Genomic DNA, 26,094 nt, shown 5'->3' with positions numbered 1-26,094 from the left:
ATCACGCGTATGGTACACGAAGGCTGGGAGATGAAATGCGGGCAAAGCTGATTCTGGGAGCGATGGCGCTCGTGCTGGCGGGCGTGACGGCGGAGGCACAGCAGCGGCCGCGCATGGGCGGCGGGCTGATGGCCTGCCGCGCCGACATGGAGACGCTGTGCGGCAGCGACAAGGCGAACAAGCTCAAGGTCCGCCAGTGCATCATCGAGAATCGTGACAAGGTTTCGGAGGACTGCAGGCGCGCGCTCGATGCGCTGCGCAACGGCCCCGGCGCGGGAGCGATGCCGACTGTAACGGTGAGCTACGGCAATGATGCGCGGCAGGCGATCGACTTTTACCGCGCGAAAGGTGCCGCTCCCGCGCCGCTCATCGTGTTCATCCACGGCGGCGGGTGGAGCCTTGGCGACAAGCGGCAGGCTTCCGGGCGGAAACCTGAGCATTTCACGGACGAGGGTTATGCCTTCGCATCGATAAACTACCGGCTGGTGCCGAACGCGACTGTTGAGCAGCAGGCGGCGGACGTTGCGTCCGCGATCGACATGCTGCGGTTCCGCGCGGCGGAATACGGCATCGATCCGAACCGTATCGCGCTGATGGGACATAGCGCAGGCGCACACCTCGCCGCGCTGGTGACGAGCGATCCACAATATCTGAAGGCGGCGGACGTGCCGATGGGCGCGGTGAAGGCTGTCGTGCTGCTGGACGGCGCAGGGTATGATGTGCCTGCGCACATGAAGACGGGCGGCCCGATCGTGCAGAAGCTCTATGGCCCGGCGTTCGGCGACGATCCGAAGCGGCAAGCAGCACTATCGCCGATGACGCACACCGCTCCGCCGAACGCCGCTGCGTGGCTGGCGCTTTATGTCGAGGGGCGCGACGCTTCGCTCGGCCAATCACGGGCGTTGGTGCAGGCGCTTGAAAAGGCGGGGGCGAAGGCGCGGGCGGTGGCTGTGCCGGACAGCAGCCACCGTGAACTCAATCAGGATTTAGGTGCGGACGGCGACTCTGCGACCGCCGACGTTGATGCATTCCTGAAGGCGGCTTTGTAGGGATTTGACGCTGACGTCAGGGCTTCAAAGCTTGATGATCTCGCCGTTCGAAAGGCTGTAGTCACAGCGCAGGCGCGTGGGCGTGTCTGCCTCGGTGAGTGCGGCGATGGTGGTCCAGCCCTCCGTGCGGAGCTGCGCGGCGTGCGCGGCTTCGCCAAGCGGCACGAACAGGCGGCGGCGGCGCGAGGCGCCGAGGCCTGCGTCGACAAGGCCGTCCACATAGAGCGAGAAGCCCACCGCCGTCTCCTCGCCGCCGCCGGGGTGGCGGACGAGATAGGTGCCGCCGCGCCCGACTTCGCCGCGCACACCTGCCGCGAACACGGAAAAGCCGATCCACGTCTGGTATTCGAAGCCGTGGCGCTCGGTGGGGTCGATGGTGACGGCGGCGTGCGGGGCAGCCGTGGCGACCAGCCGTTCGAGGCCGGAAATGCGCGTGTCGAGCGCACCGCCCGCGTTCAGTGCTTTCAACCGCGCCAAGGCCGCTTCCGCAGGTCCGGCGGCTTCGATGAGCGCGCCGTATCGTGATGCATCCAGGCCTTGAAGCGCGGCGGCGTCCTTGCCGTCGAGCGCGGTTTGCACGTCGGCGAGCGGCGCAGCGACCGGCCAGGGTCCTCCGGCTAGCGTGCCGACGAGATCGGGGAGGGTGAGATCGACCGACATGTCGGTGAGGCCCGCCGCGGCGAGGGCTTCGAGCGCGATGCCGAGGAGTTCGGCGACGGCATCGACGTGATCGGAGCCGATCAGCTCGGCGCCCATCTGCATCGCCTCGCGCTGCGGACCGACCTGCGCCGGGCGCACACGGAGCACGGGGCCGCCATAAGCAAGCCGCAGCGGGCGCGCGATGTGCGCCATGCGCGTGGCGGCGATGCGGCCGACCTGCGCGGTAATATCGGGGCGAAGCGCCAGCGTACGCTGCGACAGAGGATCGACGAAGCGAAGCAGATCCTGCGGGCGCGCGGAGGACAGGCGGGTGACGAGACTGTCTTCGAACTCGACGAGCGGCGGCGAGACGCGCTCGTAGCCATGCGCCGAAACCTGATCCAGCAGCGTGCGGAGCAAGTCGGCGGCCGCTTCGGCTTGCGGGGGCAGGCGGTCGCGGAAGCCTTCGGGAAGCAGGCCCTTGGAGATCGGATCGGTCATGGTCGCCCGGCTCTAGCGGGGTGGGGGGATAGAAACAAGATTGAGGGTGTTTGTTTGCGCCTCTCCCCGACCCTCTCCCCGGCGGGGAGAGGGAGAGGATAAGAGTCCGGCATCGCCGGAACGGCGCTGCGCGCTAGAAGCGAAGCGCTTTCACGTCCTTCACGCCGTCCAGCTTGCAGATTGTCCAGAGCAGCGGGTCGTCGATAGCGCCATCCACCGACAGCAACAGGATCGCCTCGCCGCCCTGGCCGCGGCGGCCGAGGTGGAAGGTACCGATATTGACGCCCGCTTCGCCGAGCGCGCTGCCGACCTTGCCGATGAAGCCCGGCTTGTCCTCGTTCGCGATGAACAACATCGAGCCGTCGAGGTCGGCCTCGACCTTGATGCCGAACAGTTCGACAAGGCGCGGGCGTTTCATGCCGAACAGCGTGCCCGCGACCGAACGCTCGCCTTCCTCGGTCTTCACCGTCACGCGCAGCAACGTGTGGTAGTCGGTTTCGCGTTCGTGGCGGACTTCCGCGATGCCGATGTCGCGCTCTCGCGCAATATGAATGGCGTTAACCATGTTCACCGTGTCCGAAATCGGCCGCATCAGGCCGGTGATCACGGCGCTCGTGATCGGCTTGATGTTGAGCTCGGCCGCAGCACCTTCCACCTCGACAGTGACGTGGCTGATCGCGCCCTTGGCGAGCTGGCCCGCAAGCAGACCGAGCTTTTCGGCAAGCTCGATGTAGGGGCGGACCTTCGGCGCTTCCTCGGCGGAGAGCGACGGCACGTTGAGCGCGTTGGTGACGGCGCCCGACAGCAGGAAGTCCGAGATCTGCTCGGCGACCTGGATGGCGACGTTCACCTGCGCCTCGTCCGTGGATGCACCGAGGTGCGGGGTCGAGATGAAGCCGGGCGTACCGAACAGCGGGCTTTCGTGCGCGGGTTCGTTCACGAACACGTCGAGCGCGGCACCGGCGATGTGGCCCGAATCGAGCAGTTCCTTGAGAGCCGCCTCGTCGATGAGGCCGCCGCGTGCGCAATTGATGATGCGGACGCCCTTCTTCGTCTTCAGCAGGTTTTCGCGGCTGAGGATGTTGCGCGTCGAATCGGTGAGCGGCGTGTGCAGCGTGATGAAATCGGCACGCGCGAGGAGCTGGTCGAGCTCTACCTTCTCGATGCCGATGTCCTCGGCACGTTCCGGTGTCAGGAACGGATCGAACGCGACGACCTTCATCTTGAGGCCGAGCGCGCGTTCGGCGACGATCGAGCCGATGTTGCCCGCGCCGATGAGACCGAGCGTCTTGCCCGTGACTTCGACGCCCATGAAGCGGTTCTTTTCCCACTTGCCGGCCTGCGTGGAGGCGTCCGCCTCTGGCAGTTGGCGAGCGAGCGCGAACATCAGCGCGATGGCGTGTTCGGCGGTGGTGATCGAGTTGCCGAACGGCGTGTTCATCACGACGACGCCCTTCGCGGACGCAGACGGGATATCGACGTTGTCGACACCGATACCGGCACGGCCGACGACCTTCAGGTTGGTCGCCGCTTCAAGGATATCGGCGGTGACTTTGGTGGCCGAGCGGATGGCGAGGCCGTCGTACTGACCGATAATCGCCTTCAGCTCGTCCTTGGTGAGGCCGGGCTTCTCGTCGAAATCGACGCCGCGCTCCTTAAAGATAGCGGCGGCCTTCGGAGACATTTTATCGGAAATTAGAACCTTGGGCATGGGATGTTGCTTTCCTCATCGTCATACCGGCGAAGGCCGGTATCCATTCGATCAGTGGGATGGACCCCGGCCTTCGCCGGGGTGACGGTTTCAATTCAGTGCGAAACGACTTGTGCGAAGGCCCAGTCGAGCCACGGTGTCAGCGCCTCGATGTCGGCGATTTCGACCGTGGCACCGCACCAGATGCGCAGGCCAGCCGGGGCATCGCGGTAGCCGTTGATGTCGAGCGCCGCGTTTTCCTTTTCCAGGAGCGAGGCGATCTTCTTCGGCGTTTCGGCGTCAGCGCGCGGGTCCGTGATCTTCAGGCAGACGCTGGTGTTCGATCGCGTTGCGGGATCAACCGCAAGGTTTTCGATCCACGGCGTCTTGTCGACCCATGCATTGAGCGCAGCGGCATTGGCGTCGGCGCGGGCGGCGAGAGCTTTCCAGCCGCCGAGACCGTCCGCCCATTCGAGCGCGTCGATATAGTCCTCGACGCAGAGCATCGAGGGGGTGTTGATCGTCTCGCCGACGAAGATGCCTTCGATCAGTTTGCCGCCCTTGGTCATGCGGAAAATCTTCGGCAGCGGCCATGCGGGCGTGTAGGTTTCAAGCCGTTCGACCGCGCGCGGGGAGAGGATGAGCACGCCGTGCCCGCCTTCGCCGCCCAGTACCTTCTGCCACGAGAAGGTCGTAACATCGAGCTTGTCCCACGGCAGATCCTGCGCGAATGCGCCGGAGGTCGCGTCTGCGAAGGTCAGGCCCTCGCGGTCCGCCGGGATCCAGTCGCCGTTCGGCGCGCGGACGCCCGAGGTCGTGCCGTTCCAGGTGAAGATCACATCGCTCGCGAAATCGACGGCCTTGAGGTCCGGCAGTTCGCCGTAGGGCGCCTTCACCACCGTGGGATTCAGCTTCAGCTGCTTGGCAACATCGGTGACCCAACCTTCACCGAAGCTTTCCCACGCGATCGTCGTAACCGGGCGCGTGCCAAGCATCGACCACATCGCCATTTCCACCGCGCCGGTATCCGAGGCGGGGACGATACCGATGCGGTAATCGTCCGGCACGCCGAGCACCTTGCGGGTGAGGTCGATGGCGAGCTTCAGGCGCGCCTTGCCGAGCTTGGCACGGTGCGAGCGGCCGAGCACGTCGAGATGGAATTTCATGGGATCCCAGCCGGGGCGCTTGGCGCAGGGGCCGGAAGAAAACTGGGGGCGGGCGGGCAGGATGCCCGGCTTCGTAACGTCAGTCATAATCTCTCCTCACAGAGAGCGCGCGCCGCGTTGGGACGGCGTGGCCCGCCGCCGCTCATAGAGATGCGCGGGAGAGAGTCAAATGGCCATTTTGTGGCAAGGCATCCCGATGCTACAGGCGGGGCGATAAGGTTCGGGGGAATTGTCAATGCGTCTCAGTGATTGTCACAACATCGCGGATTTCCGCAAACTCGCGAAAAAGCGCCTGCCCGCGCCCGTGTTCCACTACATTGACGGGGCGGCCGACGACGAGATTACGCTCGCGCGGAGCACGGCAGCGTTCAATGACTGCGACCTGGTGCCGCGCGTTCTCGCGGGTGTGGAGACGGTGGACATGTCCACCACGCTGTTCGGCAAGCGCATCGAGATGCCGCTGTTCCTCTCGCCGACAGCGCTTCAGCGCCTTTTCCACCACGACGGCGAACGCGCCGTGGCACGCGCAGCGGAAAAGTTCGGGACGTTCTGCGGAATCTCCAGTCTTGCGACCGTCAGCCTCGAGGAGATCGGCCGTACGATTTCCACGCCCAAGCTATTCCAGTTCTATTATCACAAGGATCGGGGCATTAACCGGGACATGATCCAGGCGGCAAAAGCCGCCGGGTTCGATGCGCTGGCGCTCACCGTGGACACGATTGTCGGTGGGAACCGCGAACGCGATTTCCGCACCGGCTTCACCACGCCGCCGAAGCTGACGCCCTCCAGCCTGCTCAGTTTCGCGACGCATCCTTCGTGGACGCTGAACTACTTGCTCCGCGAGCGATTCGAGCTTCCGAACCTCAAGAATCACATCAAGCAGGGCAGCAATACGGCGGTGACGGTGAGCGAATACTTCACCTCGCTGCTCGACCAGACGATGGACTGGAAAGCCGCCGAAGCGATCCGCGCCGAATGGGGCGGGCCGTTCTGCCTGAAGGGGGTGATGTCCGCGGAGTGCGCGCGCCGGGCGATCGATATCGGCGCGAGTGCGATCATGATTTCCAATCACGGCGGGCGCCAGCTCGATGGGTCGCGCGCGCCGTTCGATCAGCTCGCGGAGATCGTTGATGCTGTTGGCGACCGGCTGGAGATCATCCTAGACGGCGGTGTGCGGCGCGGCACGCACGTGCTGAAGGCCCTGTCGATGGGTGCGCGTGCGGTTTCCGGCGGGCGGCTCTATCTCTATGCGCTCGCGGCAGCCGGGCAGCCGGGCGTCGAACGTGTCCTCGGCAAGCTGCGCGGCGAGATCGAGCGCGACATGAAACTGATGGGGGCACGCACGCTGGCGGACCTTTCGCGGGAAAACCTGCGGTTTCGTTAGGCCGCGGCTGGAATTCCGTTCCGCTCGTCGTCGATCTGTGCGGCGATACCGCCGCCACTGCGCTTGGCGGTGTAAAGGGCTTCGTCGGCGCGACTGATGAGGGGTTCGAGATCCTCGGCGCGGTCGTCTGAAACGGCGTAGCCGATGCAGGTGGAGAGTTTCGCGACCCGCCCGTCGAGCCGGAAGGGCTGGCGGATCGCCGCTTCGATGCGCCGAGCGAGAACGGCTGCCTCCTCCGGGTGCTTCATGCCGCACTGGACGACGGCGAACTCGTCGCCGCCAAGCCGCGCAGCCTTATCGGATTCGCGGATGATGTAAGCCAGGCGCTTGCCGACCGCCGACAGCAGGGCGTCGCCCACCGGGTGACCAAACTCGTCGTTGACCGCCTTGAAGCTGTTGAGATCGAGACAGTGCACCGCGACGAGCCCGGCGTGCGGATTGAGCGTTACATGCTCCTCGAACCATTCGCGAAGTGCGAGGCGATTCGGCAGGTCGGTGAGGCCATCGGTGCGCGCCAGATTGCCGAAAGTAATGCGTCGGCTGATTTCCCGCACCGTGAAACGGTAACGATCGAGCAGGTTGCGGATGCCGCCGACGAGCAAGGCGGTCATCATCGCCGATGTCGCCCAATATAGTTCGCTTGCTACCATGAAACTGGAAACAAGGCCGGGGACCAAGCCGATGACCATGCTGGCGATGGCGAGATGCGGACGCGGCGCCATGCCAGCGACAACGCCTGCACCGTATCCCACGAGCAATACGGCGGTGAACAGGTGGGCTTCGTTTGCAGGCAGCATAAACACGCGGGCGCCAAAAGCGCCCAGGCACACTGCAAAACCGATGTATGCGAAGGCGAATTGGCGTTCCAGACACTGGGCGCGCTCGACGCCGAGACCCGGATCAAACGCTTCCCGGCGCCCGATAAGAGCGACGGCGAGGCGGCTGACGGCCATAAGCGTTCCAGCGGCGACAATAACCGCAAGAGCCGCGTCGCCGGTTTCCCGAACAACCATTATGCCGCCCGCGACGAAACCGACGCTCATGATCAGCGGAGGGATCAATGCCGCGTAGATGCTGCGCACAAGATCCACATAGATCCCGTCGAGCACGGTTTCTGCCCTTGGAAAAAAGGCTCGTTTCATACGCTACTTAAGCACTCCGCGACGATTACTCAGCTCTCTCAGGAGCAAATGGGAGGCAAGGTTTCCCGATGGGGATTGAGGCAAGGTTAACGTTACCGCCAAATACGACGGGCCGAAAAACGGCTGGTTGGTTGCGGGTGGCGATCCCGGCGTTAAAAGAGGGGCATGCTGGGCCGCGTTCTTTCCGCCTTGTCGCTTATTGCCGTCGCAGCCTGTTCGAGCGGTTCTCCGCCGGTTTCCGGCCAGAAACCCGTATCGCAGGGGCCGGACAACGCGACCGCCTGCTTCGCGCGGCTCGATCGTTTGCAGGGGATGAAATACCGGAAGCTCGACCCCCATGTCGAAGGACAATGCGGATATGACAACGCCGTGTTGCTGCTTGATATCGGCGTGCCCGTCGCCGGATTGAAAGCCGTTTCGTGTCCAGTCGCCGAGTCGCTCTATCGATGGGTACATCAGGGCGTGCGTCCGGCGGCGCGTGATCATTTCGGAGCGGACGTCGTGCGCATCCAGAGCTACGGCAGCTATGCCTGCCGGACACGCAACAGCCAGCCGGGCGCGCGGCTTTCCGAACATGCGCGTGCGAACGCGGTCGATATCGCAAGCTTCACGCTGGCGAACGGCCGTACGGTTGCGGTAAAATCGGGATGGCGCGGGGCGGCGGACGAGCAATCCTTCCTGCGCGCCGCCCACCGTGCGGGTTGTGCGCCGTTCAACATCGTTATCGGCCCCGACGGCGACGCCTTTCATCAGGATCACTTCCATCTCGATATGGGCCGCGGGCCATATTGCCGCTGACGCAGGCTGCTTTCGGCGCTAGAGACCCCCGCATGGACGATAAAACCAAAGTTTCGCGCCGCACCTTCCCCTCAGCGGAAGAAGATGCAGCGGTTGCCGAGAAATCGACGCCGATCCCGCAAACCGAGCATCCGAGCTATCGCCTCGCGTTCCAGGACAAGGACTTCCTGCTGCGCGAGGAGCTGCGGCCGGTCCGTTTCCAGCTGGAATTGCTGAAGCCCGAGATGCTGTTGAAAGAGCACGGCATCGCCTCGACATTCGTGCTTTACGGCTCGGCGCGCATCCCGTCCCCGGAAACGGCGGACGCGCTCGTCGCTGCAGCGCGGACGGACTGGGAAAAGCGGGTCGCCGAGCGGCTGCGCGCCAAGGCGAAATATTATGCGGAAGCCTACAAGCTTGCCTATCTCGTCTCGTCACTGCCACGCGAGGATGGCGAACGTCAGTTTGTGATCTGCTCGGGCGGCGGGCCGTCGATCATGGAGGCGGCGAACAAGGGAGCGCATGACGCGGGAGCCGAATCCGTCGCGCTCAATATCGTGCTGGAGCACGAGCAGCTGCCGAACCAGTACGTGACGCCGGCGCTTTCGTTCCAGTTCCACTATTTCGCGCTCCGGAAGATGCACTTCCTGATGCGCGCGAAGGCGGTGGCGGCGTTCCCGGGCGGCTTCGGTACGTTCGACGAGCTGTTCGAGACGCTGACGCTCATCCAGACGCGCAAGATCAAGCCGATGCCGGTGCTGCTTTTTGGCCGCGAGTTCTGGGAACGGATCATCAACTTCGAGGCGCTTGCCGAAGAAGGTACGATTTCGCGCGATGACCTTTCGCTGTTCCATTTCGTGGAAACGGCCGAAGAGGCTTGGGAAATCGTGGCCGGATTCTACGAAATTTCTGCTATGGGTGGCCCCTGCTAGGGCGACTGTAGGAAAACGCGCCCGAACCGGGGAGGCGGATGGGCGAAGCGCGGGACGGCGCGTCACGCATCGAAGCGCTGGATATCCTGCGCGGCATCGCCATTCTCGGCATCATGCTGCTCAACATCTGGGCCATGGGCAGCGTTCCCGGCATTGCTTCCGATCCGCGTATCTCGGGGTGGGTGCTCTCCGACCGCATCGTCTGGTGGGCGCAGCAGCTTTTCGTCGAAGGCACGATGCGTGGGCTGCTTTCACTGCTGTTCGGCGCGGGTTTCGTGATTCTCGCTTCCCGTCCGCAGGCGGGGCGCTCGGCGCTTTCGATCTACTATCGTCGCATGATCGCACTCATCGTGTTTGGTCTTATCCACGGCTATCTGCTGATGTGGCCGGGCGACATCTTGCTCATCTACGGCATCGCCGGGCTGTTCCTGTTTCCGTTCCGTGATCTTCCGGCGCGTGCGCTCATCGGCCTCGGTCTCGGCGGGATGGCGGTCATCACTGCAATCGGTACAGCGGCAGTCGTCGAAGGCATGAATACGCGCGAACACGCCGAAGCCGCCATCGCGTTCGGCGCGAGCGAAGACGACGAGCGCATCCTCGCCTGGCAGGACTATCTCGACGCCATCCAGCCCGACCTGGAAGCGGACGCGCATTCTCGGGCCGCGCGGCAGAGAGGCCTGGCCGACAATCTCGCTTACAAGGTGACGATCGCTATCAAATGGAACGATCTTCCCGGGCTCAGCTGGTGGTCACTCGACGCGCTGGCCATGATGCTGCTCGGCGCCGGGCTGTTCAAGACAGGTTTCCTCGGCGGGAGCCTGCCGCGGGACATCTATCTCAAGGCAGCGCTTGCGGGCTACGCGATCGGCGTTCCGATCAATCTCATTGAGACCGAGCAGTTGGTCGCTGCCGGTTTCATGGTCCCCATCCCGATTTCGGAGGTCACCTACCAGATCGGGCGCCTCGCGACCACGATCGCGCACGCGGGGCTGGTGCTGGCGACCCTGCAAACCGCACGCGGGCGGCACATGCTCAGAACATTCGCGGCGCCGGGGCGTATGGCGCTCACGACCTACATCGGCGAGACGCTGATCGCACAGTGGCTATTGTTTCCGGGCTTTGCGTTCGGGCTGCACGGCGGCATCTCTGTTGGTCAGAGCTGGCTGATCGCGCTTGGCATCGCGGTCGTTTTGACCGCGTTCAGTACATGGTGGCTGCAGCGATTCAGCATGGGCCCGCTCGAATGGCTGTGGCGCTGGCTCACATACGGCCAGCGCCCAGCATTCGTTCGGTCTTAGCGCGTCGCTTCCGCAGGCGCTTCCACCGGAGTGGCGGCAGCCTGTTCACCTGCAGCGGGCGCTGCGTCGGTGGCTGCGGCGTCAGCCGGAGCCTCGGCGGCAGGCGCTTCGGCAACCGCCGGTACGGCCGGCAGCGGCAGCGGGCTGTCGCTCTGCGAATTGAGGTAGACGAGCAGGTCGGCGCGATCCTGCGGCTTCGAGATGCCCGCGAAGCTCATCTTGTTGCCCGGAATGTACTTGCGGGGCGATTCGACCCAGTGGCTGAGCTCGTCCCAGCCCCAGTTGCCGCCATGGTTCTTCACGGCGTCCGAGTATGCGAAGCCCGCGAGGTGCGCGACCTTGGCGCCGAGAATGCCGTAGAGGTTCGGGCCCTGGCCGTTGGCGCCGCCCTTGTTGACGGTGTGGCAGGCGGCGCACTTCTTGAACTGCGCTTCGCCCTTCGCCGGGTTGGCGGTGGCGAGGAACGCGGCGATCGGCTGCACGGCTTCGGCCGCACCGGCGCCGGCTTCAGCCTCGACCTCGACGCCTTCGACGACGTAGCCCTTCGTTTCAGAGTGGCCGGGCGCGTAGACGAATCCCGTGAGGATCGACAGGCCAAGCACCGCAATCGCGGCCGCGAGCACCCAGCCGATAATCTTGTTCCATTCGTAACTGTCCACTGCGCCCTCCGAAGAGCGGGGCTTTTCGTCGAGCCCCCCGGTTCAAAATCGCGCGGAACATAGTTTCAGGAGTCGGGCTTGCCAAGCACCAGATCGCCGCAGGCTGCGCTTGACGTAGTAAGCCCCCGCGCCGCAAAGAGCGCGGCGATGCAGAACTATCCCGAATCCGCCGCGCGGCTCGTCGATGAGCTTGCGCAAGCCGCTGAAAAAACGCCGGAAACGGCGGTCGCGTTTCAGGGGGCGCCCGGCGCCTATTCGCATCAGGCCGCGCGCGAGATGGCGGCGGGGGCGCCGACGCTGCCGTGCCTGTCCTTCTCCGACGCGATCGATGCGGTGCGCGAGGGGCGTGCGGGGCGTGCAATCATCCCGATCGAGAACTCGCTGCATGGGCGCGTTGCGGACATTCACTTCCTGCTACCGGAGTCGGGGCTGTGGATCGTCGCCGAGCACTTCGTGCGCGTGCGCCACTCGTTGCTGGCAGTGCCCGGAGCGGTGCTTTCGGACGTGAAGGTCGCGATCAGCCACCCGCAGGCGCTCGGCCAGTGCCGGAAGCGGCTTCGCGAATGGGGCATCAGCCCGGTCGCGTCGTTCGATACGGCTGCCTCGGCTGCGAAGGTCGCGGACGATGGCGACAAGACCGTTGCAGCGGTTGCCTCGCAGCTTGCCGGTCAGCTCTACGGTCTTACGCCACTCGCCGAGGGAATCGAGGACGAGGCACACAACACCACGCGCTTCGTGTCGCTTGCGCGTGAACCGTCGATGCCGAAGGCGGGGCTTCCCGCCATGACCTCGCTGCTGTTCGAGGTGCGCTCGGTGCCCGCCGCACTCTACAAGGCGCTCGGTGGCTTCGCCACCAACGGTGTCAACCTCACCAAGCTCGAAAGCTACATGCGCGATGGCCAGTTTCAGGCGGCCGAGTTCTATGTGGACATCGAGGGGCGCCCGGACGACCCCAACGTCGAGCGCGCGCTCGACGAGCTGAAGTACCACACAAAGTGGGTGCGGATGCTCGGCACCTATGCGCAGGCGCGTTCACGCTAAATCTGCGGCGAGCGCCTTTCCGAGATCTTCGGGCAGCGGGTAGGCCTGCTGCGGCATGTACTGCGTCATCAGCACGACGCTGAGCTTCTGCGCAGGCAGCGCCGAGGCGAGCGTTCCTGCCGCACCGCCCCAGCCGTAGCTGCCGGGGATGAGGCCCGGCCCCGGCGCGATCACAACGCGTCCGCCCGCGCCGTATCCCTGATTGCCTTCATAGAAGACGCCCTTGGGGAGCAGGTTCGAAACCACCAGCTTCGCGGCTTCGGGCGAGATGATCTGCGTGCCGCTGTGCTGCCCGCCGTTCGCGACCATCCGCATGAAGCGCATGTAATCGTTCGCCGTGGACACGAGTCCGCCTCCGCCTGCCGGGTAGCTTGCGGGCACGGCATACTCGGTCTTCGGCGGGGCATCGACGGGTACGAGGTTGTTGCTGTGCAGCAGATAGTTGGTGGCCAGCCGGTTCATCGACGCAGCAGGCACGGAGAAGCCCGTGTCATGCATGGCGAGCGGCGTGAACAACCGTTCCTGAAGCACCGTTTCAAACGGCTTCCGCGCGACCTTCTCGATAACGGCGCCGAGCACATCGAGCGAAATGCTGTAGTTCCACGCCGTGCCGGGGTCGGCGACGAGCGGAAGTTCGGCGACGGCATTCGCGAAGGCCAGCAGGCTGCTCGGCGATTCGCCGTCGCCCGGCTCGCGCCCGACCGTGCGCATTCCCGGCATCAGTCCGAAGCGGCGATAGGCCTTGCCGATGGCGTTGGGCATGAAATGGTAGGTGAACCCGGCCGTGTGCGTCAGCAGGTGGCGCACCGTGATCGGTCCGCTTGCCGCGCGGCCTTCAAGGCTGGTTGCCGGATCGATCGCGACCTTCATCGCCTTGAACGCGGGGAGGATGTCGGCGATCGGCTGATCGAGGCCGAGTGTGCCTTCGCTGATCATCTGCGCGGCGAGCACGCCCGTCACCGGCTTCGTCATCGAATAAATGCGCCAGATGCTCTTCGCATCGACCGGCGTTTCGCGCTGCAAGCCGAGCGTTCCCGCGCCGGTATAGAAGGCGGGGGCGTCGCCGTTGCCCACGCCGATGATCATGCCCGCCACCTTGCGATCCGCCACATAGCGCTCGGCAAGCGCCTTCAGCGCCGTCCAGTTGCGGACAGGTGCGGCGGCAGGGGCAGCGCTTCGGGAGGTCGCGGCGCAGGCCGGAAGCAGGGCAAGACCGCCGAAAGCGGCGATTCCGCCAAGGAGGCTGCGACGGTCGAACCCGGATTGCAATGTCATCGGCGACGATTCCCCTGTTGGCTACGTGGCTTATAAATGCCACATGAGTGCCATGGAAAAACAGGACGTCAACGGCGGAGCGGCATGAAAGTCATCGCAGTCTTCAGCCTGAAGGGCGGCGTCGGCAAGACGTCCGTGGCTGTCAATCTCGCACACCTCCTTGCAACCCAGGCCAAGCGGCGCACGCTGCTGTGGGATCTCGACGCGCAGGGCGCGGCATCGGACCTGCTGCAGGTCGAACCGAGCAAGAAGGCCCGCAAGCTGTTCGCCGGAAGCGGCGGCGGCGATATCGAGGCCTATATCGTGCCGAGCAAGTGGCCCGGCCTCGATGTGCTCGCGGCGGACGAATCGCTCCGCAAGCTCGATGTCCAGCTCGTCGAATCGCAGCGCGCGAAGCTGCTGGCGAAGCGGCTCGCGGCTGTGGCAGGTGAGTACGACCGCGTCGTGCTCGATTGCCCGCCGGGTTTCGGCCTGCTCGCTGACCAGATTTTCCGGGCAGCGGACCTGATCGTCGAGCCGATGACGATGTCGCCGCTCTCGGCGCGCACGAACGAGCAGCTCGCCGAGCATCTGAGTCGGCACCACAAGGGCGAGCCGCCGGTGATTCCGGTGTTCACGATGGTCGACAAGCGCCGCGCGCTGCATCGCGAGACGCTGGAGGCCTGCCCGGACGTCCATGCGATCCCGTATTCGAGCAAGGTCGAGGAAATGGCGGTCTATTGCCTGCCGCTCGCTGAGATTGCGCCCGATGCCGTGGAAACCAAGGAGTTTTCGAAGCTGGTGACGGCGATCGAACGCAAGCTCACCCGCCCGGCGCGGCCGCGAAAGGCCTGACCGCCGCGCGATGCCGACCATTGAGATTGCCGAAGGGCCGCTGAAGGGCTGGCAGCGCTGGCGCCAGCGTGACGAGGGGCGTTTCTCCGACCTGATCGGGCATATCTATTTCCGCCGCCGCACCGACGGCGTGACCGAGTTCCGCTCCGAAACCGCGCGTGCGCACAGCAATATGCAGGACCGGCTGCACGGCGGCTACATCATGGCGTTCATCGATCAGGCGCTGTTCGCCATCGCAGCGCCCCACCTCGTCACGCACCGCGGCGTCACGCTCACCTGCAACACCGAGTTCCTGGGCGCAGGCCTTCCCGGCGAAGACATCTTCGGCCACGGCGAGGTCACGCGCGAGACAGGCAAGCTGCTGTTCCTGCGCGGCATGGTCGAGCAGAACGGCCCCGTCGCCTCCTTTTCCGGCGTGCTGAGGAAGGTCGCGCCGCGTTGAGCGTTGTCGAAGCGTACCGCGCACTGATCGCGGCGAATGAACTGAAGGCCGATCCCGATCAGGCCGCTGCCGCAGCGCGGCTCGGCAAGCTCGAAGCCGAGCTTCGCGAGGGTCCGCCGAAGAACGGCCTGTTTTCCCGCCTGTTCGGCAAGGCGGAGAGCCCCGCGCCGCGCGGCATTTACATGTGGGGCGCGGTCGGGCGCGGCAAATCGATGCTGATGGACCTCTTCTACGAGGCCGCACCCGCCATCCCCAAGCGCCGCGTGCATTTTCACGCCTTCATGCTGGAGGTCCACGCCGCGCTGCACAAATGGCGGGAACAGAACGTCGACGACCCGATTCTCCGGGTCGCCGACGATATCGCGAAGGACGTGCGTCTGCTCGCGTTCGACGAGCTTCAAGTCACGAATGTCGCCGACGCGATGATCCTCTCGCGCCTGTTCACAGCGATCATGGCGCACGGCGTTACCGTGGTCGCGACCTCGAACCGCCCGCCGCGCGACCTCTATAAGAACGGGCTCAGCCGCGAGCTTTTCGTGCCTTTCATCGATCTCATCGAGCGCGAGCTCGACGTCGTCAGCCTCAACGGCCCGACCGACTACCGGCTCGATCGGCTCGCCGGGATGCCGACCTACTACGTGCCGAACGGCCCCGAAGCGACCGCCGCACTCTCCGAAGCCTTCTTCCGCCTCACCGATTATCCGCCGGAGGACCGCGCTCACGTCCCCACCGAGACGATCGACGTGGGCGGCGGGCGCACGCTCCATGTGCCCAAGTCGCTGAAGGGCGTCGCGGTCTTCTCGTTCAAGCGGCTGTGCGGGGAGGCGCGGGGGGCGGCGGATTATCTTGCGGTCGCGCAGCGCTATCACACGGTCATCATCGTCGGTGTGCCGAAGATGGGGCCGGAGAAGCGCAACGAGGCGACGCGCTTCGTGGCGCTGATCGATGCGCTTTACGAATACCGGGTCAAGCTACTGATGGCGGCGGACGCGCTGCCCGCCGAACTTTATCCGGCCGGTGATTATGCCTTCGAGTTCGAGCGCACTGTCTCACGCCTGATGGAGATGCAGTCCGCCGACTATATGGCCGAAGGGCACGGCGTAAGGACCGCCTGAAGCCCGGCTTATTTGCTGCGTTGCACACAGGGACAAGAATTTTGCGCGGCGCGGATTTTTACGAACGGTTGCAGCGCCGCGAATCAAGGGCTATCGGGATCGCGTTTTCGCCGGTCGTCCGGTCGGCGTTCCACGCATCGCCTTCAGTGAGAGAGACCCATGGCACGCAATAAAATTGCTTTGATCGGCGCCGGGATGATCGGCGGCACGCTCGCACATCTCGTCGGAATGAAGGAACTGGGCGACGTCGTCCTGTTCGACATCGCGGAAGGGATGCCCAAGGGCAAGGCGCTCGATCTCGCGCAGTCCGCCCCGGTCGAGGGCTTCGACGCGCGCCTGAAGGGCACCAGCGACTATGCCGACATCGCAGGCGCGGACGTCTGCATCGTCACCGCCGGCGTGCCGCGCAAGCCCGGCATGAGCCGCGACGACCTGCTCGGCATCAACCTGAAGGTCATGAAGGCGGTGGGCGAAGGCATCAAGGCGCACGCGCCGAACGCTTTCGTGATCTGCATCACCAACCCGCTCGATGCGATGGTCTGGGCGCTACGCGAATTCTCGGGCCTTCCCGCGAACAAGGTCGTCGGTATGGCCGGCGTGCTCGATTCGGCGCGCTTCCGCCACTTCCTCGCCGAAGAGTTCAACGTCTCGGTCGAGGACGTCACCGCCTTCGTGCTCGGCGGCCACGGTGACACGATGGTGCCGGTCGTTGAATATTCGACCGTCGCGGGCATCCCGGTGCCGGACCTCATCAAGATGGGCTGGTCGACCCAGGAGAAGATCGACGCGATCGTGGCGCGCACCCGTTCGGGCGGCGGAGAGATCGTCGGGCTGCTCGGCAACGGCTCGGCCTACTATGCGCCCGCTTCCTCGGCGATCGCGATGGCCGACTCCTACCTCAAGGACAAGCGCCGGCTGCTGCCGTGCGCGGCGTTCCTCTCGGGTGAATACGGCATCAAGGACATGTACGTCGGCGTTCCGATCATCATCGGCGAGAACGGTGTCGAGAAGGTCGTCGAGATCGAACTGAAGGGTGAGGCCAAGGCCAACTTCGACGTTTCGGTGAACGCGGTGAAGGAACTGATGGACGCCTGCCGCAACCTCGATAGCTCGCTGAAATAAGGATCGCTGATGAACATCCACGAGTATCAAGCCAAGCAGCTGCTGGCGAAGTTCGGCGCGCCGATATCGGCCGGTTTCCCGGCGTTCACCGCTGATGAGGCCGAGGCGGCGGCGAAGCAGCTTCCCGGACCCGTCTATGTCGTGAAGTCGCAGATTCATGCCGGCGGGCGCGGCAAGGGCCGCTTCAATGGCCTCGGCGCGGACGCCAAGGGCGGCGTGCGCGTCGTCAAGTCGGTCGAAGAGGTGAAGTCGAACGCCGCCGAGATGCTGGGCCGCGTGCTCGTGACGCATCAGACAGGCGATGCCGGCAAGCAGGTGAACCGCCTCTACATCGAAGCGGGTGCGCCGATCGCCAAGGAATATTACCTCTCGCTGCTCGTGGACCGCGCCGTCGGCCGTGTCGCTTTCGTGGTTTCCACCGAAGGCGGCATGGATATCGAGGAGGTCGCCGAGCACACGCCCGAGAAGATCCACACCATCCGCATCGACCCGGCCTCGGGCTTCATGCCCCACCACGGCCGGGGCGTCGCAGCGGCGCTGAAGCTCGAAGGCGACCTTGCCAAGCAGGCCGCCAAGATCGCGCAGCAGCTCTATACGGCGTTCAAGACGACCGACGCCGCGCTGCTCGAAGTGAACCCGCTCGTCGAAACGACGGACGGCAAGCTCATCGTCCTCGACGCCAAGATGGGCTTCGACGGCAATGCGCTGTTCCGTCACCCGGACATCATGGAACTGCGCGACCTCACCGAAGAGGACGCGATGGAGATCGAGGCGTCGAAGTACGACCTCGCCTACGTGAAGCTCGACGGCAACATCGGCTGCATGGTGAACGGCGCGGGCCTCGCCATGGCGACGATGGACATCATCAAGCTGAACGGCGCCGAGCCCGCCAACTTCCTCGATGTCGGCGGCGGCGCCACCAAGGAGAAGGTGACGGCGGCGTTCAAGATCATCCTCAATGATCCGGCTGTCGAGGGCATCCTCGTCAACATCTTCGGCGGCATCATGCGCTGCGACATCATCGCGGAAGGCATTGTGGCGGCGGCGCGCGAGGTGAACCTCTCGGTTCCACTCGTCGTTCGTCTTGAGGGTACGAACGTCGAACTCGGCAAGCAGATCCTCGCCGACAGCGGCCTGCCGATCGTCAGCGCCGACAACCTCGGCGACGCGGCGAAGAAGATCGTGGCGCAAGTGAAGAAGGCGGCCTGACCCAATGAGCATTCTCATCAACAAGAACACCAAGGTTCTCTGTCAGGGCCTGACCGGCGCGACCGCCACGTTCCACACCGAAGCCGCCATCGCCTATGGCACCAAGATGGTCGGCGGCGTGGTTCCGGGCAAGGGCGGCCAGGAGCATCTCGGCCTGCCCGTGTTCGGCACGATGCGCGAGGCGATGGACGCCACAAAGGCCGACGCCAGCGTCGTCTACGTGCCGCCGGCGTTCGCGGCGGATTCGATCCTCGAGGCCATCGAGGCGGAAGTGCCGCTGATCATCTGCATCACCGAGGGCATTCCTGTGCTCGACATGGTGCCGGTGAAGCGCGCGCTCTCGGGCTCCAAATCGCGGCTCATTGGCCCGAACTGCCCCGGCGTGCTGACGCCGGACGAGTGCAAGATCGGCATCATGCCGGGCTCCATCTTCAAGAAGGGCTCTGTCGGCGTCGTATCGCGCTCCGGAACGCTCACCTATGAAGCTGTGCACCAGACGACGGCGGTTGGCCTCGGCCAGACGAGCGCGGTCGGCATCGGCGGCGATCCGGTGAACGGCACCAACTTCATCGACGTGCTCGACTTGTTCCTGAACGACCCCGACACCAAATCGATCATCATGATCGGTGAAATCGGCGGCTCGGCCGAGGAAGACGCGGCCGAGTTCCTGAAATCGCACCCGATCAAGAAGCCGATGGTGGGCTTCATCGCGGGCCGTACCGCCCCGAAGGGTCGCACCATGGGCCACGCCGGCGCCATCGTTTCGGGCGGCAAGGGCGGCGCCGAGGACAAGATCAAGGCGATGGAAGCGGCGGGCATTGTCGTTTCGCCGAGCCCATCCGAACTCGGTACAACGCTCGCGAAGGTGCTCGGCAACTAAACGTGGCAGAATTGTCAAGTTTTTAGGTGCTTTTTAGGAAGGTCCTGCGTAGGGAGGCGCGCAGGACCCTCCGCACGCCAGGAATGACAGGAACCATGGGTTTCGAAGGACAGCCTCCCTCCGCTCTCGAAGGCGTCAGCGCCTCGTTCGTTGAATCCCTCTATCGCCAGTATTCGGCCAACCCGGCATCGGTCGATCCGGAGTGGCAGCGCCACTTTGCGGGCCTGGAAAGCGTGGCTTCCGGGCCTTCGTGGCAGCGCAAGGGCTGGCCGGATACCGCGACCGACGATCTGACGGCGGCGCTCGATCCGCTACAGATGACGCCGGAAGCGAAAGCGCCCGGGAAAAAAGCCGGGGCGGCAGCAGCACCCTCGGCCGAAGCGATCCGGCAGGCGGCGGACGATGCGATCCGCGCCATGACGCTGATCCGCACGTACCGCGTGCGCGGGCACCTCGCGGCGCAACTCGATCCGCTCGGCCTCGCCGAGCGCCCGTTCCCCGAGGAACTGACCCCCGAGTATCACGGCTTCGTGGGCGATGCGCAGAACCGCACCGTCTATCTCGGCGGCGTTATGGGCTTTGAGGAAACAACGATCTCCGCACTCGTCGCGGTCCTGAAGCACAATTACTGCGAGCATGTCGGCGTCGAGTACATGCACATCAACGATCTGGAGGAGCGCCGCTTCATTCAGGAGCGGATCGAAGGCCGCAACGCCGAGATTCACTTCACGCCGCAGGGCAAGAAGGCGATCCTCAACAAGATCGTCGAAGCCGAGCAGTTCGAAAGCTTCCTTGGCCGCAAATACGTCGGCACCAAGCGCTTCGGCCTCGACGGCGGCGAGGCGATGGCGCCTGCGCTCGAAAGCGTCATCAAGTACGCGGGCGCCGGCGGCGTGCAGGAAATCGTCATCGGCATGGCGCACCGCGGCCGTCTGAACGTGCTCGCGAACGTGATGCAGAAGCCGTTTCAGGCGATCTTCCACGAATTCGCGGGCGGTTCCTCGAACCCCGATGATGTCGGTGGATCGGGCGACGTGAAGTACCATCTCGGCACCTCCACGGACCGCGATTTCGACGGCAACCCCGTCCATCTGTCGCTCACCCCGAACCCTTCGCACCTCGAAGCGGTCAATCCGGTCGTTCTCGGCAAGGTGCGCGCGGCCCAGCAGCTGCGCGGCGACATCGAGCGCGACGAGGTGCTGCCGCTGCTGCTGCACGGCGACGCAGCGTTCGCGGGGCAGGGCATCATCGCCGAATGTCTCGGCTTCTCGGGCCTTGACGGTTACAACACCGGCGGCACCGTTCATTTCATCATCAACAACCAGATCGGCTTTACCACGAGCCCGCAGTTCGCGCGCTCCTCGCCCTATCCGTCGGACGTGGCGCGGACGGTGCAGGCGCCGATCTTCCACGTGAACGGCGACGATCCCGAAGCCGTCACCTTCGCCACCAAGGTCGCCACCGAATTCCGCCAGAAGTTCAACCGCGACGTCGTGATCGACATGTGGTGTTACCGCCGCTTCGGTCACAACGAGGGCGACGAACCGAGTTTCACGCAGCCGCTGATGTACAAGGTCATCAAGACCAAGCCGAAAGTCAGTGAGGTCTACGCCGAGCGCCTGATCGCCGAGGGCGTGATCGACGCCGCGTGGGTGGAGACCGCGATCAACACTTATATCGACCGGCTCGAAAAGGATTTCGAGGCCGCGCCCGGCTACAAGCCCAACAAAGCGGATTGGTTTGAGGGACGCTGGGAAGGCCTCGGCCGCCCCGCCGATCCCGAAACCGCGCGCCGCGCGGCCGATACCGGCGTTTCGCAGGAGCGTATCGAAGCGGTCACGAAGGTGCTGACCACCGTTCCCCAAGGCTTCTCGATCCATCCAACGCTGAAGCGCGTCATCGCCGCGCGCGGCGAGGCCATCGCGGCCGGAGAGGGTATCGATTGGGCAACCGCCGAGGCGCTCGCCTTCGGCACGCTGCTTGAGGACGGCTTCGGTGTGCGGCTTTCGGGGCAGGACTCCGGCCGCGGCACGTTCAGCCAGCGCCATGCCGTCTGGGTCGATCAGAAGACCGGCGGAAAATATATTCCGCTGCATGACATGAACCCGCGTTTCAAGGTGCTCGACTCGCCGCTCAGCGAGTTCGGCGTGCTCGGCTTCGAATACGGCTACGCGCTCACCGATCCCAAGACGCTGGTGCTGTGGGAAGCGCAGTTCGGCGACTTCGCGAACGGCGCGCAGGTCATCATCGACCAGTTCATCGCGAGCGGCGAGATCAAGTGGCTGCGCGCCAACGGTCTCGTCATGCTGCTGCCGCACGGCTATGAAGGGCAGGGGCCGGAGCATAGCTCGGCCCGTCTGGAGCGCTACCTCCAGCTCTGCGCTGAAGACAATATGCAGGTCTGCAACATCACGACGCCGGCGAACTACTATCATGTGCTGCGCCGCCAGATGCTGCGCCCGTTCCGCAAGCCGCTCATCATCATGACGCCCAAGTCGCTGCTCCGGCACAAGTCGGCGGTGTCGCGGATCGAGGAGTTCACCGGCGATTCGCACTTCATGCGCATCAAGTCCGACACGAACCCGCCGGCAGACGACAAGATCGAGCGGCTCGTGCTCTGCTCGGGCAAGGTCTACTACGACCTCGCCGATGCGCGCGACGCGGCTGGCGACAAGGCCACCTCGATCGTCCGCATTGAGCAGATTTATCCGTTCCCGCTCGAAGCGCTTGTGGTTCGCCTGAAGCGGATGAAAAAGCTGAAGACGCTCGTGTGGGCGCAGGAAGAGCCGAAGAACGCGGGCAGCTGGAGCTTCGTGCGTTCCTATCTCGAATGCGCGCTCAAGGAAGCCGGTGTGAAGACCGAGCCGGTCTATGCGGGTCGCGCGGCCGCCGCCGCCACCGCGACCGGTCTTGCCAAGCGGCACGCCGCCGAACAGAAAAAGCTCGTGGCGCAGGCGCTCGGCCACGATATCGAAGGTTGAGGAGAGATCATGGCTATCGACGTCGTTATCCCTGCGCTTGGTGAATCGATCACCGAAGCCACTGTCGGCGAATGGCTGAAGAAGCCCGGCGACGCCGTGAAGGTGGATGAGCCGATCGTCAGCCTCGAGACGGACAAGGTCGCGGTCGAAGTGCCTGCGCCTTCCGCCGGCGTGCTCTCGGAACAGCTTGCCGCGGTGGGCGACACGGTGAACGTCGGCGCGGTGATCGCGCGCCTCGAAGCGGGCGCCGCCGCTGCCGCGCCGAAGAAGGATGCAAAGGCTGCCGAGCCCGCCAAGGCTGCTGCGCCCGCGAAGGCTGATGCCAAGCAATCACCTGCCGTGACTGTCGCGCTCGCCGAGACCGGCGTCGATGCCGCGAGCGTGCAGGGCACCGGCAAGGACGGGCGCCTCACCAAGGGCGACGTGCGCACCGCCGCTGCCACGCCTGTCGCCGCTCCGGCTGCGTCCGCGGCGCCTGCCGCCGGCGGGCGTCAGGAAGAGCGCGTGCGCATGACGCGCCTGCGCCAGACCATCGCGCGCCGTCTCAAGGAAGCGCAGAACACCGCCGCGATGCTCACCACGTTCAACGACGTCGACATGACGGCGGTGATGGAGGCGCGCGACCGCTACAAGGTCATGTTCGAAAAGAAGCACGGCGTCCGCCTCGGCTTCATGAGCTTTTTCACCAAGGCCTGCTGCCTTGCGCTGAAGGACGTGCCCTCGGTCAATGCCACGATCGAAGGCGACGAGATCGTCTATCGCAACTACGCCGACATCGGCGTCGCGGTGAGCTCGCCGGGCGGGCTCGTCGTGCCGATCCTGCGCAATGCCGACACGCTCTCCTTCGCGGAGACAGAAAAGGCGATCGGCGACTTCGGCCGCCGCGCGCGTGACGGCCAGCTGAAGATCGAGGAACTGCAGGGCGGCACGTTCACCATCTCGAACGGCGGCGTGTTCGGCTCGCTGCTCTCGACGCCGATCCTCAACCCGCCGCAGTCGGGCGTGCTCGGTATGCACCGCATCGAGGAGCGTCCCGTAGTGCGGGATGGCCAGATCGTCGTGCGCCCGATGATGTACCTCGCGCTCAGCTACGATCACCGCCTGATCGATGGCCGCGAAGCGGTGACCTTCCTTGTCCGTGTCAAGGAAGCGCTGGAAGATCCCACCCGGCTGGTGCTCGACCTCTAGGGTCTAAAAGGTCTCGTCCACGTCGATATCGAAGCCCGGCGGCGCGCCTGCCGGGCTCTGGTCCCAGCTGCCGCGCAGGCGCGCGAGCGGGCGCATCAGCCACGGCAAGTTGCGCCAAATGAAGCCGGGACGGTGCGTCCAGTAGCGCGAGCGCTCGAGCCACGGGCTGTGGAAGTTCATGGCGATCGAAACGCGTTCGCCTTCGCCTTCCTGGGGCTCGACACGGTGCGAAACCCACGAGGGCCACATCAGCATCTCGCCGTCGGAAGGCGCGTGGCGGAAGCTGCGCCGCGATGCGGACTCCAGGGTCTGCACGCCGCTCCACAGGTCTTCGAAGACGATCGCGCCGCCCTTGTCCGTCGTGGATGGCGATCCCGACACATAGTAGCAGGCCGACCAGTTCCAGTTGAGCATGACGTGATCGTGCGCGCGGTTATAGGCGCCGGGCGGATTGACATTGGCCCAGCCATCCATGCGCCATTGCTGCGGCGCCGGTTGCTGTTCGCCCTGCCGCCACTGCGCGGTCGCGTCCGTGGCGCGAGCCGCTGCCCAGCGTGTCAGCATCTGTGTCGCACGGTCCTGCCAGCCGGGCAGGTCGCGCTTCGAGTGCCAGCCACCAATATTGGTGCGCTTCATGCCCTTCGATGTGCGTCGGCGCTTCTCGATCGCGGCAAGAATCTCCGCCTGCCAGTATTCCGCCTCTTCCCAACGGAAAATCAGCAGCGGCGCCGCGAAAAGGTTGACCTGGCTCGCGACGTTCGAGGCCGAACTGCGATTGATGAACTCGATACGTGTCACGCCAGCTGAACACCCCCGTTACGAATCGACGAAATTCGTTTCGTATCCATTATCATTTCATGTTCACTTCTAAATCGCCACCCACTGCGTTAAGAGCGGCCTGAATCCGTGATTCCCATATAGAACAGGCAAGGTTGACGATGGCTGAAGAGTTCGACGTGATCGTGATCGGTGCAGGCCCCGGCGGTTATGTCGCCGCCATTCGGGCCGCGCAGCACGGGCTCAAGGTGGCCTGTGTCGAAAGCCGCGAAACGCTGGGTGGCACCTGCCTCAATGTCGGCTGCATTCCTTCGAAGGCGCTTCTCCATGCCTCCGAACTCTATGCGCACGCGGCGGACGGCAGCCTTGCGAAGTTCGGTGTCGAAACCGCGGGCGTGAAGCTGAATCTGAATGCCATGCTGGACGAGAAGCTCGCCGCAGTGAAGGGTCTGACGGACGGCATCGCCTTCCTGTTCAAGAAGAACAAGGTGACGTGGCTGAAGGGCCGCGCGCGCTTCACGGACAAGTCGACCGTCGATGTGGGCGGCACCGCCTATACGGCGAAGTCGATCGTGATCGCGACGGGCTCGTCTGTAACCCCGCTGCCGGGTGTCGAGATCGATCAGAAGGTCGTCGTCGATTCCACCGGCGCGCTGTCGCTGCCGAAGGTGCCGAAGCACCTTGTCGTCATCGGCGGCGGTGTGATCGGCCTCGAGCTTGGCTCGGTCTGGATGCGCCTTGGCGCGAAGGTCACGGTCGTCGAGTATCTCGACCAGATTCTTCCCGGCATGGATGGGGACGTGCGCAAGGACATGGCGCGCCTGCTGAAGAAGCAGGGCATGGAGTTCCGCACCAGCACCAAGGTGACGGGCGTGAAGGTCGCCAAGGGCACGGCTGCCGTAACGGTGGAGCCCGCCGCAGGCGGAGCCGCCGAAACGCTGGAAGCAGATGCTGTGCTCGTTTCGATCGGCCGCCGCCCCAACACCGAAGGGCTCGATCTCGACAAAGCGGGCGTGGTGCTGAATGCGCGCGGCCAGATCGAGGTCGGCCACAAGTTCGAAACGGCTGTGGACGGCATTTACGCGATCGGCGACGTGACGCCGGGGCCGATGCTCGCGCACAAGGCCGAGGATGAGGGCCTTGCGGTGGCGGATTTCCTCGCGGGCCGCGTTGGCTATGTGAACCACGATGTGATCCCGGCGGTCGTCTACACGATGCCGGAGGCGGCGAGCGTCGGGAAAACCGAGGACGAGTTGAAAGCGGCGGGCGTCGCAGTCAATGTCGGCAAGTTCCCGTTCGCGGGCAACAGCCGCGCCAAGACCAACCGCGACACTGACGGTTTCGTGAAGGTGATCGCCGACGCGGCCACCGACCGCGTGCTCGGTGTTCACATCGTCGGGAGCTTGGCCGGCACGATGATCGCGCAGGCCGCGCAGGCGATGGAGTTTGGCGCCTCAAGCGAGGATATCGCGCTCACCTGCCACGCGCACCCGACGCATTCCGAAGCGCTGAAGGAAGCGGCGATGGCCGTGGAAGGCAAAGCCATCCACGTCTGATCCGGGCGGATTGACGGCGACTCGCTTTAGCGTAACGAAAGCGTCGATTGTTTGCGATCTTCGCGCCGCGTTTTGGCGACGTTGCGCCAAGCGTCCTTACGACCCTCGGCGAGGCAGATCGAATGCTCGACGCTACCCTGCCGTTCATTACGGCAGCTTTGCTTGACGCGTTCATCAATCCGGGTGTGCACGTTCGGGTCGGCGAGATGCGCCGTTTTGTTTTCAGCGGCTTTGGCCGGGAAGCCGGTAAGCAGGAAAGCTGCAACCACTGGCACCAGCAGCACCGCGCCAACGGTTATGCGTAGAGACTGGCTCACGTCCTCTGTCCTCGTCCATTCTTCCCCAGCCCCTCGCGGCACCATCACCGCATGTGCGGCCTCATACGCCAGACCCGCTCCGTAATATTGTACGGATTCGACAAACATCTTCCTAACGTC

At 64.7% G+C, this 26,094-nt stretch carries 24 protein-coding genes; 16 read left to right on the top strand and 8 right to left on the bottom strand.

Going from position 1 to position 26,094, the window contains the following annotated elements:
* Window positions 1–35 precede the first annotated feature (35 nt).
* On the top strand, window positions 36–1,049 hold the full coding sequence (locus AAC014_RS04470; protein WP_339704608.1) for an alpha/beta hydrolase: 1,014 nt from the start codon (window positions 36–38) through the stop codon (window positions 1,047–1,049).
* Window positions 1,050–1,073: 24 nt separating this feature from the next.
* On the opposite strand, the gene AAC014_RS04465 is transcribed toward AAC014_RS04470, so the two are convergent.
* From AAC014_RS04465 to AAC014_RS04455, 3 genes are all read right to left on the bottom strand, one after another.
* Window positions 1,074–2,189, bottom strand: a complete 1,116-nt coding sequence (locus AAC014_RS04465) for an ATP phosphoribosyltransferase regulatory subunit (protein WP_339704605.1) — start codon at window positions 2,187–2,189, stop codon at window positions 1,074–1,076.
* A gap of 133 nt (window positions 2,190–2,322) precedes the next feature.
* Complete coding sequence (gene serA, locus AAC014_RS04460) at window positions 2,323–3,900, bottom strand: phosphoglycerate dehydrogenase (protein ID WP_339704602.1); 1,578 nt, start codon at window positions 3,898–3,900, stop codon at window positions 2,323–2,325.
* Between the two features lie 95 nt (window positions 3,901–3,995).
* A complete protein-coding gene (locus AAC014_RS04455; RefSeq protein ID WP_339704599.1) occupies window positions 3,996–5,132 on the bottom strand; it encodes a phosphoserine transaminase in 1,137 nt (378 codons plus the stop codon).
* Between the two features lie 148 nt (window positions 5,133–5,280).
* Between AAC014_RS04455 and AAC014_RS04450 the strand changes: the two genes are divergently transcribed.
* Entirely contained in the window at window positions 5,281–6,429 is a 1,149-nt protein-coding gene (locus AAC014_RS04450) for an alpha-hydroxy acid oxidase (RefSeq protein WP_339704596.1), read from the top strand.
* Here AAC014_RS04450 and AAC014_RS04445 read toward each other — a convergent pair.
* Entirely contained in the window at window positions 6,426–7,151 is a 726-nt protein-coding gene (locus AAC014_RS04445) for a GGDEF domain-containing protein (RefSeq protein WP_339704594.1), read from the bottom strand. The genes AAC014_RS04450 and AAC014_RS04445 overlap by 4 nt on opposite strands.
* On the opposite strand from AAC014_RS04445, the gene AAC014_RS04440 reads away from it, so the two are divergent.
* The 4 genes from AAC014_RS04440 to AAC014_RS04425 all read left to right on the top strand — a co-directional run bounded on the left by AAC014_RS04440 (window position 7,134) and on the right by AAC014_RS04425 (window position 10,578).
* Complete coding sequence (locus AAC014_RS04440; RefSeq protein WP_339704592.1) at window positions 7,134–7,661, top strand: hypothetical protein; 528 nt, start codon at window positions 7,134–7,136, stop codon at window positions 7,659–7,661. The two genes, AAC014_RS04445 and AAC014_RS04440, sit on opposite strands and share 18 nt — an antisense overlap.
* Window positions 7,662–7,736: 75 nt before the next feature.
* Window positions 7,737–8,369: an extensin family protein gene (locus AAC014_RS04435; RefSeq protein ID WP_339704589.1), complete on the top strand. Its 633-nt coding sequence runs from the start codon at window positions 7,737–7,739 to the stop codon at window positions 8,367–8,369.
* A 32-nt stretch (window positions 8,370–8,401) separates the two neighbouring features.
* A complete protein-coding gene (locus tag AAC014_RS04430) occupies window positions 8,402–9,280 on the top strand; it encodes an LOG family protein (RefSeq protein ID WP_339704586.1) in 879 nt (292 codons plus the stop codon).
* Window positions 9,281–9,318: 38 nt separating this feature from the next.
* Window positions 9,319–10,578 (top strand): DUF418 domain-containing protein, encoded by a 1,260-nt coding sequence (locus AAC014_RS04425; protein ID WP_339704583.1) that lies wholly within the window; start codon window positions 9,319–9,321, stop codon window positions 10,576–10,578.
* Here AAC014_RS04425 and AAC014_RS04420 read toward each other — a convergent pair.
* Window positions 10,575–11,237: a cytochrome c family protein gene (locus AAC014_RS04420; protein WP_339704580.1), complete on the bottom strand. Its 663-nt coding sequence runs from the start codon at window positions 11,235–11,237 to the stop codon at window positions 10,575–10,577. The genes AAC014_RS04425 and AAC014_RS04420 overlap by 4 nt on opposite strands.
* A 147-nt stretch (window positions 11,238–11,384) precedes the next feature.
* Between AAC014_RS04420 and AAC014_RS04415 the strand changes: the two genes are divergently transcribed.
* The gene (locus tag AAC014_RS04415; RefSeq protein WP_339704577.1) at window positions 11,385–12,278 is read left to right on the top strand and encodes a prephenate dehydratase; all 894 of its coding nucleotides are present in this window, start codon (window positions 11,385–11,387) and stop codon (window positions 12,276–12,278) included.
* Here AAC014_RS04415 and AAC014_RS04410 read toward each other — a convergent pair.
* Entirely contained in the window at window positions 12,270–13,553 is a 1,284-nt protein-coding gene (locus tag AAC014_RS04410; protein WP_339704574.1) for a serine hydrolase domain-containing protein, read from the bottom strand. The two genes, AAC014_RS04415 and AAC014_RS04410, sit on opposite strands and share 9 nt — an antisense overlap.
* Window positions 13,554–13,637: 84 nt before the next feature.
* Here AAC014_RS04410 and AAC014_RS04405 point away from each other — a divergent pair, with 84 nt between their 5' ends.
* The 8 genes from AAC014_RS04405 to odhB all read left to right on the top strand — a co-directional run bounded on the left by AAC014_RS04405 (window position 13,638) and on the right by odhB (window position 23,324).
* On the top strand, window positions 13,638–14,387 hold the full coding sequence (locus AAC014_RS04405; protein WP_339704571.1) for a ParA family protein: 750 nt from the start codon (window positions 13,638–13,640) through the stop codon (window positions 14,385–14,387).
* Window positions 14,388–14,397: 10 nt separating this feature from the next.
* Window positions 14,398–14,829 carry a PaaI family thioesterase gene (locus tag AAC014_RS04400; protein ID WP_339704568.1) on the top strand — a complete coding sequence of 144 codons (432 nt, stop codon included), beginning with the start codon at window positions 14,398–14,400 and terminating at the stop codon, window positions 14,827–14,829.
* On the top strand, window positions 14,826–15,944 hold the full coding sequence (zapE, locus tag AAC014_RS04395) for a cell division protein ZapE (protein WP_339704565.1): 1,119 nt from the start codon (window positions 14,826–14,828) through the stop codon (window positions 15,942–15,944). The genes AAC014_RS04400 and zapE overlap by 4 nt, the downstream gene beginning before the upstream one ends.
* Window positions 15,945–16,103: 159 nt before the next feature.
* The gene (gene mdh / locus AAC014_RS04390; RefSeq protein ID WP_339704562.1) at window positions 16,104–17,066 is read left to right on the top strand and encodes a malate dehydrogenase; all 963 of its coding nucleotides are present in this window, start codon (window positions 16,104–16,106) and stop codon (window positions 17,064–17,066) included.
* A 9-nt stretch (window positions 17,067–17,075) separates the two neighbouring features.
* Complete coding sequence (sucC, locus tag AAC014_RS04385; protein ID WP_339704559.1) at window positions 17,076–18,275, top strand: ADP-forming succinate--CoA ligase subunit beta; 1,200 nt, start codon at window positions 17,076–17,078, stop codon at window positions 18,273–18,275.
* A 4-nt stretch (window positions 18,276–18,279) separates the two neighbouring features.
* Entirely contained in the window at window positions 18,280–19,155 is an 876-nt protein-coding gene (sucD, locus tag AAC014_RS04380; RefSeq protein ID WP_339704556.1) for a succinate--CoA ligase subunit alpha, read from the top strand.
* Window positions 19,156–19,250: 95 nt separating this feature from the next.
* Entirely contained in the window at window positions 19,251–22,136 is a 2,886-nt protein-coding gene (locus AAC014_RS04375; protein ID WP_339704553.1) for a 2-oxoglutarate dehydrogenase E1 component, read from the top strand.
* Between the two features lie 9 nt (window positions 22,137–22,145).
* Window positions 22,146–23,324 (top strand): 2-oxoglutarate dehydrogenase complex dihydrolipoyllysine-residue succinyltransferase, encoded by a 1,179-nt coding sequence (gene odhB, locus AAC014_RS04370; RefSeq protein ID WP_339704550.1) that lies wholly within the window; start codon window positions 22,146–22,148, stop codon window positions 23,322–23,324.
* Window positions 23,325–23,327: 3 nt separating this feature from the next.
* Here odhB and AAC014_RS04365 read toward each other — a convergent pair whose 3' ends face one another.
* On the bottom strand, window positions 23,328–24,122 hold the full coding sequence (locus tag AAC014_RS04365) for a putative 2OG-Fe(II) oxygenase (RefSeq protein ID WP_339704547.1): 795 nt from the start codon (window positions 24,120–24,122) through the stop codon (window positions 23,328–23,330).
* 140 nt (window positions 24,123–24,262) lie between these two features.
* Here AAC014_RS04365 and lpdA point away from each other — a divergent pair, with 140 nt between their 5' ends.
* Entirely contained in the window at window positions 24,263–25,657 is a 1,395-nt protein-coding gene (gene lpdA, locus AAC014_RS04360) for a dihydrolipoyl dehydrogenase (RefSeq protein ID WP_339704544.1), read from the top strand.
* 26 nt (window positions 25,658–25,683) lie between these two features.
* Here the strand turns inward: lpdA and AAC014_RS04355 are convergent, their stop codons facing one another.
* Window positions 25,684–26,082 (bottom strand): hypothetical protein, encoded by a 399-nt coding sequence (locus AAC014_RS04355; protein WP_339704541.1) that lies wholly within the window; start codon window positions 26,080–26,082, stop codon window positions 25,684–25,686.
* Window positions 26,083–26,094: the final 12 nt, after the last annotated feature.

The sequence above is a fragment of the uncultured Sphingosinicella sp. genome (assembly GCF_963974575.1).
Classification (GTDB): domain Bacteria; phylum Pseudomonadota; class Alphaproteobacteria; order Sphingomonadales; family Sphingomonadaceae; genus Sphingosinicella.
The sequence above is the reverse complement of the archived record's forward strand: the minus strand, read 5'-3'. Positions and strand labels throughout refer to the sequence as shown.